This is a genomic window from Trichocoleus sp. DQ-A2, from assembly GCF_039961915.1.
Taxonomy (GTDB): Bacteria; Cyanobacteriota; Cyanobacteriia; order Cyanobacteriales; family FACHB-T130; genus FACHB-T130.
Genome location: NZ_JAMPKD010000017.1, coordinates 88,225 through 104,303, shown reverse-complemented (window position 1 = coordinate 104,303; position 16,079 = coordinate 88,225). Strand labels below are relative to the sequence as shown.

At 47.5% G+C, this 16,079-nt stretch carries 12 protein-coding genes; 5 read left to right on the top strand and 7 right to left on the bottom strand.

Annotated elements, in window-relative coordinates; all coding sequences use genetic code 11:
* Window positions 1-175 precede the first annotated feature (175 nt).
* Window positions 176-1,021 (top strand): universal stress protein, encoded by an 846-nt coding sequence (locus tag NC997_RS17865; RefSeq protein ID WP_190414684.1) that lies wholly within the window; start codon window positions 176-178, stop codon window positions 1,019-1,021.
* Window positions 1,022-1,132: 111 nt separating this feature from the next.
* On the opposite strand, the gene psbM is transcribed toward NC997_RS17865, so the two are convergent.
* Window positions 1,133-1,249, bottom strand: a complete 117-nt coding sequence (gene psbM / locus NC997_RS17860) for a photosystem II reaction center protein PsbM (protein WP_190414683.1) — start codon at window positions 1,247-1,249, stop codon at window positions 1,133-1,135.
* A gap of 70 nt (window positions 1,250-1,319) precedes the next feature.
* Between psbM and NC997_RS17855 the strand changes: the two genes are divergently transcribed.
* A complete protein-coding gene (locus NC997_RS17855; protein WP_347276126.1) occupies window positions 1,320-1,691 on the top strand; it encodes a hypothetical protein in 372 nt (123 codons plus the stop codon).
* 283 nt (window positions 1,692-1,974) lie between these two features.
* On the opposite strand, the gene NC997_RS17850 is transcribed toward NC997_RS17855, so the two are convergent.
* The 3 genes from NC997_RS17850 to NC997_RS17840 form a co-directional block, all read right to left on the bottom strand.
* A complete protein-coding gene (locus NC997_RS17850; RefSeq protein ID WP_190414681.1) occupies window positions 1,975-2,274 on the bottom strand; it encodes a 2Fe-2S iron-sulfur cluster-binding protein in 300 nt (99 codons plus the stop codon).
* Window positions 2,275-2,401: 127 nt separating this feature from the next.
* The gene (locus tag NC997_RS17845) at window positions 2,402-4,093 is read right to left on the bottom strand and encodes a TolC family protein (protein ID WP_242031402.1); all 1,692 of its coding nucleotides are present in this window, start codon (window positions 4,091-4,093) and stop codon (window positions 2,402-2,404) included.
* Window positions 4,094-4,352: 259 nt separating this feature from the next.
* Window positions 4,353-4,919: a PadR family transcriptional regulator gene (locus tag NC997_RS17840; protein WP_190528174.1), complete on the bottom strand. Its 567-nt coding sequence runs from the start codon at window positions 4,917-4,919 to the stop codon at window positions 4,353-4,355.
* 229 nt (window positions 4,920-5,148) lie between these two features.
* Between NC997_RS17840 and NC997_RS17835 the strand changes: the two genes are divergently transcribed.
* Window positions 5,149-6,534: an efflux RND transporter periplasmic adaptor subunit gene (locus tag NC997_RS17835; RefSeq protein WP_190429053.1), complete on the top strand. Its 1,386-nt coding sequence runs from the start codon at window positions 5,149-5,151 to the stop codon at window positions 6,532-6,534.
* A gap of 109 nt (window positions 6,535-6,643) precedes the next feature.
* A complete protein-coding gene (locus tag NC997_RS17830) occupies window positions 6,644-9,835 on the top strand; it encodes an efflux RND transporter permease subunit (RefSeq protein ID WP_190528172.1) in 3,192 nt (1,063 codons plus the stop codon).
* A 154-nt stretch (window positions 9,836-9,989) separates the two neighbouring features.
* Here the strand turns inward: NC997_RS17830 and NC997_RS17825 are convergent, their stop codons facing one another.
* From NC997_RS17825 to NC997_RS17815, 3 genes are all read right to left on the bottom strand, one after another.
* Entirely contained in the window at window positions 9,990-11,819 is a 1,830-nt protein-coding gene (locus NC997_RS17825) for a ribonuclease J (protein ID WP_190429051.1), read from the bottom strand.
* A 204-nt stretch (window positions 11,820-12,023) separates the two neighbouring features.
* Window positions 12,024-12,908, bottom strand: a complete 885-nt coding sequence (dapA, locus tag NC997_RS17820) for a 4-hydroxy-tetrahydrodipicolinate synthase (protein ID WP_190528170.1) — start codon at window positions 12,906-12,908, stop codon at window positions 12,024-12,026.
* 106 nt (window positions 12,909-13,014) lie between these two features.
* Window positions 13,015-14,058, bottom strand: a complete 1,044-nt coding sequence (locus tag NC997_RS17815) for an aspartate-semialdehyde dehydrogenase (RefSeq protein WP_190528167.1) — start codon at window positions 14,056-14,058, stop codon at window positions 13,015-13,017.
* Window positions 14,059-14,506: 448 nt separating this feature from the next.
* Here NC997_RS17815 and tig point away from each other — a divergent pair, with 448 nt between their 5' ends.
* The gene (gene tig, locus NC997_RS17810) at window positions 14,507-15,961 is read left to right on the top strand and encodes a trigger factor (protein ID WP_190414674.1); all 1,455 of its coding nucleotides are present in this window, start codon (window positions 14,507-14,509) and stop codon (window positions 15,959-15,961) included.
* Window positions 15,962-16,079 lie beyond the last annotated feature (118 nt).

Genomic DNA, 16,079 nt, shown 5'->3' with positions numbered 1-16,079 from the left:
CGTTAAAAATTAACGTCACTATCAGAAGTATGCTGAATGATGAAAAACTCACTTCCCAGATAAATCGGTTACTGTTGTTAGCAGTTATCACACTTTCATCAACATCTACTTCCCGATTCATTGGGTCAGAAAGCAATAAAAACAGAGCGATTTTTTCTGATAAAGAGGCATTTCGATGATTGAAAAAATTTTGTTAGCAGACTCTGGAACTGGACATTCTGAAGAGATGCTCAAGGCTTTGATAGAACTGCCTTCGATCCAACGGGCAGCGGTCACTATCTTGCACGTCGTTCCTTCTCAAATTACCACTGAGTCCATGACTTCAAAGTGGGAAGAGGGAGGCAGGATTCTCGCTACAGCCATCCAGACTCTGAACCTAGACCCAAATCACGTTAACACCATGCTGAGGCAGGGCGATCCGAAGGATACGGTTTGCCAGGTAGCAGAAGAAATAAATGCTGATTTGATCATTATGGGTTCGCGGGGGTTGAAGCGCCTGGAATCCATTTTAGAAAATTCGGTCAGCCAATATGTTTTCCAATTGTCTTCCCGCCCAATGTTGTTGGTGAAAGACGATATTTACGTCAAGAAAATCAACCGCATCATGGTTGCAATGGACGGCTCAGAATCGGCACAACAATGCTTAAATCTGGCTTTGTTTCTGTTGCGAGATAAAAAGGGTGGGCAGTTGGTTCTGGTTCACGTCAACAAAGCTCGGACAGGTTTTGAAGAAGCCGCTAACGCTGAAAAAGATCCTGTACTTGCTCCTGCGATCGCTGCCGCTAAAAAACAAGGCATCTCTTATAAGTGTGTCACCGGAAATGGGAAGGCAGGCCCAGAAATCTGTCGTTTGGCAGAGGAATCAAATGTTGATTTGTTAATGCTGGGTTCTCCCGATCGCCGTCCTTCGATTGCCAAAGGTTTACCAGATTTGGATCGCTTGCTGGGAACCTCGCTATCCGACTACGTGCGAGTCTATGCAAATTGTCCCGTTCTCTTAGGACGCACAGCGACTACCTAAGAAACGCCAAACCTAAGCCAAGCCTAACCATAAAAAAATTCCCCTCGCCAGAAGGACATGGCAAGAGCCTTGTCCGTACTACAGCGGGGGGATTTTGTTCGATACAGATGATTAAGGATTCTTGTTGCTTTCGCGGCTAGCAGTTTGGATGTACAGAATCAACAAGAAAACTGTGGGAACCAGCACAAACAGGATGCTGGCGACAAAACCAAGATCGTTAACTTGCATTGAACCCAGCCTCTAATTAACTTTAAAGCACCACCCTTAAGCATATCATCCGGTGTCTGTCTTGAGGAGAGTGCGATCCCAAGAAGCCAAAATAGCGATCGCATTTTCCCATGCAAGCGCGATCGCTCTCCTGGAGCAGACATTGAGGCGATCGCGCTCTCACCAATATAAAAAGCGAACCGACAGGTCGGCCCTTCGCGATCGCGCTTTATTCTTAAAGGAAAGAGAAAAGCGATCGCATATTTTACGCAACAACCTTACTCAGACTCGTCACCCAAATAAGCTTGGCGACTGTGCCGAACATGAAGAACGGCTACGACATCTTGTTCGACCACAAATAGAATGGGATATTTCCTTGGTTTTCCGACCCACAATTGCCGAATTTCACGACCAATCATCGGCGCTTCTGGTGCTGCTGTGCATCGGTTGGGTAAAGTTCTGAAACGATGCGATGCGATCTCAAGATGTTCCCTTATTTTTAGGTACGACTTTTTAGGTACGACTGGGTATGCTCACATCTAACCGGGAAGATTCCAATTTATCAAAAGATCAACCAAGAATTTCTCAAGCTAGTGCCGCTAGGAGGATAGTTCTAGGCAGTAGAGCGAGAAAACTTAAACGCAGAGGATGCAAAGGAATCGCAGAGTCCGGCAGAGAATTTATCATTGCCTTTGCGTAACTTTGCGAAATCCTTGCGATCTTTGCGTTAATAAACCTTCAATTTTTTATCGCGGCTTTGTTTTCACACTTGTTGGGCCATTTACAAGAGTTTGACAAGCTAAGCGATAGGTTTCTGGCTTTTTCTTCAGTTTGCGATTTTCCACCTCAGTGCGAGGCGAAAGATTTTCCATACCTTCCACAATTTCCACAATGCAGGTACCGCATTGACCGTAGCCCCCGCAGTTCATCATCTTTCCCCTAAAGGTATAGATATCAATGCCGTTCTGGAGGGCTTTTTCTCTTAAGTTAGCCCCATCCGCTGCGATCGCTTCTTGATTTTCATTGACAAATGTAATATTAGCCATCCGCCTTTTAACTCACCTCGCTTCTATTAACAAATCTTAAGAAATTATACAAATTTAGCAAAGCCCATCTCTACTGAAATGCCAGTGGTGTTTTGAGACACCGTAGGATCGATTTACTTTGATCACCCTATTGGGGCTGATCGAAAAGTTGACTATCTGGGAGATTGCTGATCGCCCGTTCGAGAGCTGCCAGAGAGCGATTGTAATCCAGAACCGCTGTAAGACGGTTTACTCTAGCACGAGTTAGCTCGGTTTGAGCGCTAATGACATCTGTCTGGGTACCAACGCCAGATCTAAATCGTAACTCTGCCAGACGCAAGCTTTCTTCTGCCTGGGTAACGGCAAAAAAGGCAGTTTGAATATTCTCGGCATTCGACCTTAAGTTGAAATAAGCTTGTTCCACCTCCAAGCGAATTTGGTTGCGCTGGTCGGCAAATTGAGTTTCAGCGATCGCTATGTTCGTTTCTTCCTGACTGGCTCTCGCTCTGGCGGCTCCCCCATCGTAAAAATCCCATCGGAATTGCGCCCCCAGGGTTAAACCATCGGCTGGCCCGATATCGTCATTTAATACCCCTAAAACGCTGTAGTTGGCAACGAGGTTGACTTGCGGTCTGGTTGCCGCCAGGGCAATGCGCCTTTGCTCTTGGCTGATGTTCCGTCGAGCCAAGAGCTGTTCTAGCTCGGCGCGATTCTTCACGGCGAGGATAATACTCTGTTCTAGTGTTAGATTCCATTCACCAGCGACCTCAATTTCATCTGCTGCCGCCACCTCAACGGTTTCCCCTAGACTCAACAGCCTCGTTAATTGCCTGCGGGCAATGCTCTGCTGACTCCGGCTGCGAGTGAGATCCTGCACGGCATTTGCCAGCTGCACCTGCGCCCGCAGTACGTCAAATCGCGTTCCAAGTCCAGCTTGTTCTAGCAATTGAGCATCCCGGAGACTCCTGGCGGCATCTGTCACTGCTGCTTGGGAAATCTCAGTTTGGGAATCGGCTTCTTGCAGATCGTAGTAAGCATTGCTGACATCCAGGCGTAGTTGCTCGGACTGGCGTTCTACTTCTAACTGATCGAATCGCAGCTGTTCTTCTGCCGCCCGGATACGTGCCCCGCGCCGCCCGGAGGTGTAGAGTTCGTAACTCACTTGCAGGCCGGTGTCAAAGGATGTCGAAACAGTATTATCGTCGTCATTCCCCAAGAATGGGTTTAATGGCGATGACTGTTGTCGCCGATTTTGTAGCTCAGCATTCGGGGAATCTGACCTAGTAAAATTTGATTCTACGCCGATTGTTGGAAACTCAGCCGCCCGAAATTCTCGCACGGATGCCCGCGATCGCTCTAGGGTAAGAATTGCCACTTGTAAATCCCGATTGTTGCGCCGTGCCAGCTCCAGAGCTTGTTGTAGGGTAATTCGTTGGAAGTTTTGAATTTGCACTTCCTCAGATCTGGTCGGAAATTGTAGGGGATTAGCGCTGGGGTTGAGATATTCAGGGGGTAGGCTTTCCAGCGTGGTGGGTGCTTGTGGCGATTGTGCTGGAGCCGACTGGGAAACGTCTGTCTTGCCTCCCGTTGCATTTGGAGGGCTAGCTCCATCTCGGCTAACGGCTTCCTTTAGCGTCTGGGAAGAGATTGCGGGAAGCGCTGGGGTAGGGGCAACCGACGGGGTTCCCTTACTTTCAGCGGAAGTAGGATTTGGCTGAGTAAGCGGAGGCTTTTCTTGTGCAACACTGACTTTTGCACAGCTCATGGCGATCGCTGCACTCGCACCCACAGCCATGAAACCAGTTCCTACCCAGTGAAACGGATGACTAGAATTTGGCATAAGTTTTTGAATTTGGTCTGCGCTGTTAGAAAAACTTCTTTTCTTTAGCTCAAGCACCTTAAGAAGGATACTGGGTTGCGAATGTGCTTGGCAAACGAATTTTTGTGAATTGGGGCAAGAACCTGAAAATGCAGAACCCTAAGCCTGATATTGGTGCATTCTGCCAGAAATAATTGATTTCCTTAGCCCTAAAGCAGATAGCCCCTGTATTTCCCTTGACATGGCTTTGCCATTATTTGATTGCAGTATTCGATGTCTCTCAAGTGGCGATGATTCCCGCCTCTACCTGGCTTTGCCCCGAACTTCCCAGAGGGGGTTCGCTTCGTTCAGACGCCAGTCGTTCGTTCAACCATTCGATTTCGCTTTGAATCACTGCTTTACATCTGTGCCAAACTTCTGCCTGGTAAGGTTCTGCTGGCAGCGATTCTCTTTCTTGGCTTTCCAGGCGCAGCCGACAAACCATCAAGCGATGCTCCAGCAACTTAATCCGTTTGGCAGGTTCTAAGTGACCAAAAAAGAAAAACTTGATCGTGAAGCGAGAGCGAGCATTCACCCAGCTTTCATGGGGATATTCCATCATTTTGTGCATCCATCGCTCGCGCCCTCGATCCGTAATGCTGTAAATCTTGCGGAGCGAACCTGCGTCTCCTTCCTCCTCTACCAGCACTGATATTGCACCCCGTTCTTCCAGGCGCTTCAAGAGTGGATAAATAGCTCCATAGTTGACGCTGATACAACCACTCATGAACAGCTCTAGTTGCTGTTTTAAGCGGTAGCCATGTAGCGGTTCGCGTTGTAGTAGACCTAAAGTAGCTAATTCCAGCATTTATATCAAACTGATACAATTAATTGTTGCATTTGATTTTAATATATGTAGATATTATCTTGCTGTCTCTCTTTCGCAATCATCCGGCTGAGGTGGGGTGGCGATGAGCGCAAGCCGATTAAGAAAACTATATAAGCCAATCGCGACGTTGTTAAAAGTCGTTTAAGTACCGCTTTGTAAGCGTAGAGCGGTTTGCTATCAAACTTAAGTAAAAGGAGAGGAAACGACAATGCCCGATCCTGATTCCCCGTCTCCAGTTCCAATTGACGCAGAACCGTCTGCGATCGCAGACGATCGTCAGGCTCTAGAAAACGATGAGTCTGCGTATCAACCAAGGAAAAGACAGCGTTGGTCTGTGGCGCTGGGAATTATCCTTTTAATTGTCGGTGCAGGTTTTGGTTGGCGGTGGTGGCATAGCCGTGCTAATGATGCACCGAATGCGACTGCGGCGGCGGCGGGTCAACCTCAAGGAGTTCCTGTCAAGCTATCAACGATAGAGACAGCGACAATTCAGGAAAGTTCCGAGTTTGTCGGTGCTTTAGAAGCGCAACGTTCAGTGGTATTAAAGCCTGAAATTGACGGACGAGTCAGTCAGATTTTTGTTGCTGAAGGCGATCGCGTTCCGGCTGGGAAGCCCTTAGTCCAACTCAGCCGCGAAAAGAGACAAGCAGAATTAGCTGGCGTCCTCCAGGCTGTTAACGCCGCCCGCGCCACCCGTGCCAATGCCGCCTCGCAAATTAAAGCCTTAGAAGCAGAACGGGCTTCTCGTGTCGCTGAAGTGGAACTACAACAGGAAAACCTCCGCCGCACTTCCACCCTCGTACAGCAAGGCGCGTTGCCCAGAGCGCAACTAGACCAAGTTACCCGCGATATCCGCGCCGCCCAAGCCGCCTTAAATGCTAGCAACCAAGGCATTCAGGCAGCTCAAGCCAGCCTTTCCGAAGCGCAAGCAGGGGTACGGCAAGCTGAAGCCAACGCCAATCTTTCCAATGAAGAACTGAAAGATGCCACAATTATCGCCCCCATCGCTGGCGTTGTCGGACTTATCCCAGTCAAGTTAGGGGACTACGTTAAGAGTGGCGATACGATTGCCACGGTTACTCAAAACCAAGCGCTAGACCTGCGGTTATCTATCCCGCTAGAACGAGGGCCAGATTTACGCTTGGGGCAGAGAGTTGAAGGGAAGGATTCTCAAGGAAAGGTGCTAGGTACAGGTCAAATTAGCTTCATTTCGCCTAGAGTAACGAGCAATTCTCAAAGCATCCAAGCAAAAGCTAGCTTTGACAATTCACAAGGACAACTGCGGGATGGACAATTTATCAAAGCTAATCTGATTTGGCAAGAACGGCCGGGAGTTTTAATCCCAACTAGCGCTATTTCTCGCTTGGGTGGAGCAACTTTTGTTTTTGTGGCGCAAACACAACAACCTCAACCAGGACAACCAGAACAATCAGGACAACCCAAACTTGTGGCTAAGCAAAAGCCCGTGAAATTGGGTCAGATCCAGAAAAATAACTATCAAGTGCTAGAAGGATTAGAACCGGGAGAAAAAGTTATCATCTCAGGCCTTCAGAATTTGTCGGATGGCGCTCCCATTCTTCCTGAGTCTAAGTAATCAGTAATGGGTAATAGGTAATGGGTAGGATAATGGAGAATCTTCTCCACAAATCTCTAATATCTAATACTTAATACCCACTAATTACCAATTACCAATTACCAACAATATGTTTGCCGATTTCTTCATTAAGCGACCAGTCTTTGCTACAGTCTGCGCCATAGTTATTTTGCTAGTGGGAGGAATTAGTATTCCCACTCTACCTATCGCCCAGTTTCCAGAAATTAGCCCGACTCAAATCAACGTTACGGCTAACTACAGCGGAGCTAGTGCTGAAGTCGTAGAAAACGCTGTGACCAACATTTTAGAAAGGCAAATTAATGGAGTCGAGGGATTAAAATATCTGAGTTCGAGCAGCAGTAACGATGGCACCAGTACAATTACAGCTACCTTTGACTCATCCCGGAACAAAGATATCGCCGCAGTCGATATTCAAAATAGAGTTTCCGTCGCCCAACCGCAGCTACCACAAGCCGTACAACAAACTGGGGTCACGGTAACAAAACAGTCCAGCAACATCCTCTTAGCAATTGGTTTGTACGCCGGAAATAAAGAGTACGACAACATATTTTTAAGCAATTACGCAGACCTCTATTTAACAGATTCTCTGAAAAGATTAAAGGGCGTTGGTGACGTGCAAATTTTCGGCGAACGCCGATATTCTATGCGTTTATGGCTAGACCCGAATCGGCTTGCTAGTCGTAGTTTAACGGCTCAAGATGTAGTCAACGCACTCCAAGAACAGAACTTACAAGTCGGTGCTGGGCGAATCGGTCAGGAACCTGCTCCAGAAGGGCAAATGTATCAAATTGACCTGCGTGCAGTCAGCCGGCTGACAGAAGCTTCTGAATTTGAGGAAATTGTCTTAAAAACGGATACTGACGGCACGCTTGTCAAACTTAAGGATGTGGGGAGAGCAGAATTAGGAGCGGAAAATTACAGCTCTTTTCTGCGATTTCGAGGCAATGATGCTGTAGGTTTGGGTATTTTTCAGCTTCCCGGTAGTAATGCTTTGGATGTTGCTAGAGCCGTGAAAGCAGAAATGGCAAAACTGGCTACTCGCTTTCCGCCTGGTTTGCAATATCGGGTGGCGTTTGACACAACTTTGTATGTTGAACAATCGCTCAAAGAAGTAGTTAAAACACTATTTGAAGCGATTGTTTTGGTCGTCTTGGTTATCTTTGTTTTTTTGCAAGATTGGCGAACAACTCTGATTCCCGCGGTGACAATTCCCATTTCCTTGATAGGAACTTTTGCTTTTATCAAGGTATTCGGGTTTTCGATTAATAGCTTGTCTCTGTTTGGTATTACATTAGCTACTGGCTTGGTGGTTGATGATGCGATCGTTGTAGTTGAGGATATCGATCGCTTGATCCAGCAAAAGGGGATGACTCCTCGTGCAGCTGCAAGTGAAGCGATGCGGGAACTTTTTAGCGCCTTAATTGCAACTTCACTGGTGCTAATGGCGGTGTTTGTTCCAGTTGCATTTTTTCCCGGAACAACGGGAGCGCTGTACAAGCAATTTGCCTTAACAATTGCTTTTTCAGTTGGTATTTCTACCTTTATTGCTATTACACTGACTCCATCTCTTTCAGCTTTGTTATTGCGTCAGGGACAAAAGCCTGGAGGATGGCTTGGCTGGATTTTTGACCGAATTAATGGAGCGATCGACTGGACGCGGCGAGGATACAAGCGATCGCTTAACTTCCTGACACGCTTTCGAGGCTTCGTAGTCGGGTTGTTTATCGTTTCTTTGGGAATAACTGCTTGGCTTTATCTGAGCGTACCTACAGCGTTTCTTCCCGAAGAAGATCAGGGTTATTTCATCACGCTTGTCCAAGGGCCAGAAGGCGTTTCCCTGCAATATACAGGCGAAGTTATGGACAAGGTAGAAAAAGAAATTCTTAAAAACCCTGAAGTAGTCGGAACTTTCGTAGTAGGTGGCTTTAGTTTTAGTGGTAATACTTCTAACAATGGGATTATATTTACTACTCTCAAACCTTGGGAAGAACGCCATAAAAAAGAGCAATCAGTGCAAGCGATTATTGGCAGTTTATTTGGTACGCTATCAGGTATCACCGAAGCAAGAGTCTTCCCCGTTAATCCTCCATCAATTCAAGGTTTGGGCAGTTTTGGCGGCTTCCAATATCAGTTGCAAGACCAACGCGGTAATAGTCCCCTAGAGTCTTTGGTTCAGTCAATGGGTCAACTATTAGGTCGTGCTAACCAGACACCTGGATTGCAACAAGTATTTAGCACTTTTGCTGCAAATACGCCACAGCTACTAATCGAAGTTGACCGCAACAAAGCTAAGGCGTTGCAAGTTTCGGTAGACGATATTTTTAATACACTGCAAACATTCTTGGGTTCGCAATATGTAAATGATTTCAATTTACAGCAAAGAAATTATCGGGTGTACGTGCAAGCAGACAAACAGTTTCGCTCTAACCCGGAAAATATTGGTAATCTGTACGTCCGCTCCCAACAAAATCAGATGATTCCTTTGAGCAATTTGGTAAAAGTTACTCCAACGACTGGAGCGCAAACTATTAATCACTACAATCTATATCGCTCCATTGAAATCACTGGTTCTGCTGCTCCTGGCTATAGCTCAGGACAAGCAATTAAGACAATGGAGCAGGTATCCAAAGAGGTTTTACCAGCTGGCTTAGGTTATGAATGGTCGGGGACTTCACTAGAAGAAATTGAGTCTGGCGGTCAAGCACCAATAATTTTTGGTTTGGGACTTATTTTTGTGTTCTTGGTGCTGGCTGCTCAGTATGAAAATTATGTTGACCCCTTCATTATTCTGCTTTCAGTTCCGCTGGCAATTTTAGGGGCATTGTTAGCTCAATCGATGCGCGGGTTGTCTAATGATGTTTATTGCCAAATTGGTCTAGTAATGTTGATTGGTTTGGCGAGTAAAAATGCAATTTTAATTGTAGAATTTGCCAACCAACTCCGAGAAAGCGGGATGTCAGCAACCAAGGCGGTGGTTGAAGCTTCCCAAGAGCGTTTGCGACCAATTCTGATGACTACTTTCGCCTTTGTCTTGGGTATTGCTCCTCTGGTAAATCCCGAAGGAGCAGGAGCCGCCAGCCGACGTTCTCTAGGAACTGCGATCGCAGGCGGTACCATTGTCTCCACTGTCTTAAGTTTATTCATTGTGCCAGTTCTGTATATCGTAATTGTGACGGCACGCGATCGCTTAAAAGGTGGTGGAAAAAAACCCGGTGGAAAGTCTAAACTAACTAAAAAACCAGAACCGAGTCGAGAAGCTGATATTTTGCACCATCACTAAGCGCACAAATTCAAACTGGCGATCCAGAAAGGATCGCCAGTTCTAAGGGAATTTTATTCCCAACTACAATTTTGCACTGTTATCTTTTCTAGCGTTAGGGAAGCTCTGCGCGATCGCCCTACATTAACGATCCTCAAGCTCCCTATCTGCCTGATTAGGATGCGACCTTCGCAGTCGAACGGCGGCGGCGTCTTCCGGCAGCCTTCGCAGGTGGCTCTTCTTCCGGAGTTTGCAGTAAGAAGACGAGCAACGGGCGAGAAGACTGGAATTCGCGGCGGATCAATCGCTGGAGGGCAGACTCCATTTGAGTTTGCAGCCCTATCCAGTCAACTTCTAAAAGTTCATCATCCAAGGTGCGGGCGAATTCTGACCAGCGATCGCTCAAAAGAGATTCTAGGGTTTCGCGGACAATTCCCTGTAGGCGATCGCGTTCCATTGATGTCACAACACCGCGCAGGTGAACTTCCGGCTTAGCACTCAGTTTGCCTTCCCAGTTCACTGCTGCTGCAATCGTGACAATTCCATCCTCAGCCAACTGCTGCCGTTCCTTCAGCACATTGGCTTTCACTACGCCAGAATTATCTACCAGCTCAATGCCAGAAGGAACTTTACCTTTGACGCGGATGCCATCTTCCGACACCTCCACGACATCCCCATTGTCAATAATCACCATATTTTCCGCAGGGATGCTCATGCTCTGGGCAGTCTTGGAGTGCTGAATCAACATCCGATGCTCGCCGTGAACTGGCAAGAAGAATTTCGGACGAGTCAAAGCAATCATCAGCTTTTGGTCTTCCTGACAGCCGTGACCGGAAACGTGAATCCCCTTATCACGACCATAGATGACATTCGCACCTTGCATCATCAGCTTATCAATGGTGTTAACCACTGCAACGGTATTTCCCGGAATCGGGTTTGCCGAGAAGATCACCGTATCACCCTTACGGACTTTAATTTGTCGGTGTTCGCCGTTGGCAATCCGCGTCATTGCTGACATTGGCTCCCCCTGCGAACCTGTAGTTAGAACGAGCACTTTGTCTTCAGGCAGCTGATGAATCGACTGCAAAGGTTGGAAGAGATTGTCCGAACACTTGATATAACCCAAATTGCGTGCTTGGGCAATCACATTCAGCATCGAACGACCCACAACGGATACCACCCGTCCGTGTTTTTGGGCGATTTCCAAAACCATATTGATCCGGTGGACGGACGAAGCGAAAGTCGTCAATAGCACCCGTCCCTTTGCTTGACTGATAAAGCGCTCAAGATTGGGATAAACTGAGCGCTCAGAAGGGGTGAACCCTGGTACTTCCGAGTTTGTAGAGTCGCTAATCAGGCATAAAACGCCTTTTTCGCCGTATTCAGCCAGCCTCTGTAAATCAAAAAACTCGCCATCTACGGGTGTGTGGTCAATCTTAAAGTCACCCGTATGGATGACGACGCCAGCTGGAGTATGGATAGCGACGGTGAAGCTATCCGCGATGGAGTGAGTGTTGCGGATAAATTCGACGAAGAAGGAAGCGCCTATTCGCACCATGTCGCGGGGCCCTACCCGTTTGAGCGTGGTGCGGTTTAAAACGCCCGCTTCTTCTAACTTGCCTTCTAGCAACGCCATTGCAAGGCGGGGACCATAGATGACTGGAATATCAAATTGTTTGAGGTGATATGCAATTCCCCCAATGTGGTCTTCATGACCGTGGGTGACGATCATGCCCTTAATCTTGTGGCGATTTTCTCGCAGATAAGTCATATCGGGCAGGACGATATTGACGCCGTGCATGGAATCGCTAGGGAAAGCCAATCCAGCATCTAATAGAACAATTTCGTCGTTGTATTCAAAAACACAAGTATTCTTTCCAATTTCATGCAGACCGCCCAGGGGAATCACTTTCAGGGCGGGTGCGGATGATTCGTTCTTATTTAGGATGGGTGCGGATGATTCGTTCTTATTCAGGATGGGTGCAGATACTTCGTTCTTAGTCATTTGTTTCCTTCTATTAAGTCAATCAATGTCAATCAATACAAAATCGTTGAAAATTTGCATAAGATAGGGCAGCTTTGGCACGTAAAAAGCCCCAAGTAAAAAGAGAAGGTTCTGTCTTTGGTCTTTTTACTTTGTCTTTTTTTGCCGTTTGCCTTTCTACTCTTGCCTTTGTGGACGTATTCAGTTTTTCAAAAAACCGTCGCCTTACATCAAAGCCACCTGAGTCATTACAGCCTCTACCATTTGCCTATCTGACTCTGAGAGATGGCACAGGGGTGGACGAGTGGCACCTACATCCCAACCTTGCAGTTGTAGAGCCGCCTTGACCGGAATAGGATTGGTTGAACAAAACAAAACTTTAAATAAGGGAAAAAGTTTCAGGTGAATCTCGGTTGCTACCTGAGGTTGACCGTTTTCAAAGGCTTGGATCATCTGTTGGAGCTGAGTCCCTACCAGATGGCTGGCAACGCTAATAACTCCAGCAGCCCCAATGGCTAATAAAGGCAGCGTCAGGGAATCATCCCCAGCGTATATCTGAAACTCTGCGGGGGTGGTGCGTCGAATTTGACTCGCTTGGTCTAAGTTGCCACTGGCCTCCTTGATTGCCACAATATTCGGAATCTCTGCTAAACGAGTCACGGTTTCTGGCTGGAGATTCTGTCCGGTGCGACCGGGTATGTTGTAGAGGATCAGGGGCAGGTCTGGGCAGGATTGGGCGACGCGGAGGAAGTGCTGATACAACCCTTCTTGCGGGGGCTTGTTGTAGTAGGGAACAACTTGTAAAGATCCATCTAATCCTAGTTTAGCGGCTTTTTCGGTGGCTGCGATCGCTTCTTTGGTTGAATTTGACCCCGTACCTGCGATTACCTTCGCTTTGCCAGCTACCGCCCGCTGCACTACCTGAAATAACTCGTATTCCTCATCCCAAGTTAGCGTCGGAGATTCCCCCGTCGTGCCGCATACTACTAAGGCATCGCTGCCATTTTGAGCCAAATGAGCCGCCAGTTGCTCTGCAACAGCGTAATTCACACTGCCATCTTCTTTAAACGGCGTCACCATTGCGGTGAGAACGCGCCCAAAATTTACCACACTCTTTGAACTCCTCCCTGTTTTCGTGATTAGTTTTGTGATGGGTTGTTTGTTGGTAGGGGTATACAACGACTGTGCCCCCTACTGTTGTAAATCGCTTAAAAAACTATTTAGAAAAAGCTGGGGTTGTTGGTTTCAGTAGATGCCGTTCTACCAATAATTCGGCAATCTGGATGGCATTAAGAGCCGCTCCCTTGCGAATTTGGTCTCCACTCAGCCACAGTTCTAACCCACAAGGATGAGAAATATCTTGCCGAATCCGACCCACTAACACTTCATCCCGACCGCTGGCTTCAATGGGCATCGGGAAATAATTGGTCTGCCAGTTTTCGACCAACTTAACGCCAGGAGCATTCGCTAACACTTCCTTTGCCTTTGCTACCGGGAAGGGTTGTTCAAATTCTAGGTTAATCGCTTCTGAATGGGCGCGGAGTACGGGAACCCGCACGCAGGTTGCTGTCACTCGCAGATCGGGCGCACCGAAAATCTTGCGCGTCTCGTTAAGCATTTTCAGCTCTTCCTCACAATAACCCAGATCGGTCATCGGGGAATTATGGGGAAACAAATTAAACGCTAAGGTGTAGGGAAAAATGCCTGGTTTCGGGTCTTCTCCCCGTAAAATTGCTGAAGTGTGGGTTTTTACTTCTTCCATTGCCCTCGCCCCCGCACCGCTTGCCGATTGGTACGTAGCGGCAACAATGCGTTTGACTGGCTGCACTTGATGCAGGGGCCAAACCGCCACTGCCAACAAAATCGTCGTGCAGTTGGGATTGGCAATGATTCCTTGATGAGTTGCTGCTGCTTCTGGATTTACCTCTGGAACCACGAGAGGCACCCCAGGATCGAGTCGAAAGGCGCTGGAGTTATCAATCACCACTGCCCCAGCGTCTACTGCTTTCGCTGCCCAAGCTTTAGAAGTAGACCCACCGGCAGAAGCTAGCACGACATCCACATTATCAAACGAGCGATCGCCCACTGCCTCTACAGGCAAATCTTCGCCTAAAAATTGCAAAGTTCGACCGGCGGAACGGGGAGAAGCCAAGAGTTTCAACTCAGCAACCGGAAAGTTACGGGATTCTAGGAGTTCTAGCAACTCCGTACCCACCGCACCCGTTGCTCCCAGAATGGCAACGCGATAGGAATCAGACAAAGATGGTTCCTCCTCTTGAATACATAGTAGGTGTCAAAAGCTTTAATGAGAGTGAGCCAAAACAGTTAAATATTTTTTTTCGTGAAATTTGAGCTTGTACGGGAAGACGCTTTTTATTGACTGTTGCTTGTTATATAACGAATATCTCTAAAGAAATTTTACACAGCTTAGCACCGACTTTGTCGAAGTTTCCAGTCCCGAACAAGCTAAATTGAATTCGCAACAGAGCGATGGCTTAGTCAATGTACTATCATCAAATATGTCAACGAGAGGGATAGGTAAGGTTTTATTTACCAAAGCTCCAACTGTTGCAAAACTAGGATATCACGGGGTTGAGACAGAAATTGTATCCATTTGGCTTGAACCGACCATCCGAAAACGTCTGCAATACCCGCCCTCTCGAATTGTTATCAACCTTGTCGCTCTGAGTTTTGAGAGAAGTTAACTGATGAAAGTTACCCAGGAAAAGCTTCCCGCCAGCAAGATTGGCTTGGAAATTGAAATTCCAGCCGATATGTCAAAAAATGCCTACGAGCAGGTGATTCAAAAGCTCGCACGCTCAGCCAATATTCCTGGGTTTCGCAAAGGAAAGGTGCCTCGCCAGATCCTGCTACAGCAACTGGGAACGACCCGAATTAAAGCAACTGCTTTGGAAGAACTGATTCAAGATGGTCTCCAGCAGGCTCTCAAGCAAGAAGCAATTGAGGCGCTTGGTAACTATGAGCTGCGTTCTGACTTCGAGGAATTAGTCAGCCAGTTTAAACCTGGAGAACCTATCACTTTCTTAGCTGCGGTAGATGTCCAACCGCAGGTGCAGCTAAGCGATTACAACAACCTCTCTATCACAGCCGAAGAAGTCCCCTATGACTCCAGTGCGATAGAGAAGTTTTTAGAAGAGCGTCGCGTCGAGCAAGCTACGTTAATTCCAGTGGCAGGTCGTCCGGCACAGATGGGAGATGTGGCGGTAGTCGATTATACCAGCCGCTTTGTCAGCGAACAAGAAGATGAAGCACAGGAAGAAATTAGTGGGGGTCAGGCAGAAGACGCTCAAATAGAGCTGTTAGAAGGGCGGTTCTTGAGGGAATTTATCGATGGGATTGTGGGAATGAATCCCGGAGACAGCAAAGAAGTAGAAGTAAAGTTTCCGGAAGATTATCGCCAAGATTTAGCCGGTCGCACAGCGATGTTTACCATCACGCTCAAAGACCTCAAGGAAAAAGAGTTACCGGCGGTGGATGATGACTTTGCCCAAGAAGTCAGCGAGTTTGAAACCCTGGCTGAATTGCAAGCTGACTTAGAGAAGAAATTCCGAGAGAAGGCCGATCAAGAAATGTCAGCCAATAAAGAGCAAGCACTTGTCAAGGAACTTTTGAAAAGAGTTGAAATTGACCTGCCGGAAACCCTGATTCAGCGGGAAGTTGAAACCATGCTTCGTCAAACCATCATCCAGATGGGGCAGATGGGGATGGATGTCAAGAAAGTGTTTACTCCCGACATGGTAAAACAAATGGGCGTGCGATCGCGTCCGGAAGCCATCGAGCGGATCAAACAAACTCTGGCACTTGAGGAGATTGCTCAGCGCGAATCCCTCAAAACCGAACCGCAGGAGGTGACAGACAGAGTCAATGAGCTACTCCAGCAGTTCCCCGATCAAGAGATCGACCTAGAACGGTTGCGTACCATTGTCGAAGGCGATTTGCTCAAAGAAAAAGCGATTAAGTGGCTGGAAGAACACGCCACGATTGAACTGGTTCCCCAAGGCTCTCTCGCACCTGAGGAGACGGAGGAACAGGCTGAAACAAACACTCCAGAAGCAATAGAAGCGGCACAAGCGGAAGATTCGGAAGTAGAAGCAACCGCTACTGAATCCGTACTAGAAGCTGAGGTGTCTGAGGTTGAATAAACCTTGTGTCGGGGCAATTTTTAAATTGCCCCAACATCTGCACACGCAGTCCTGAATGGTCAAATACAGCGGATTCGGATATAACGGAAGTATGTGGTGACAAGCCACTCGCCAGTTC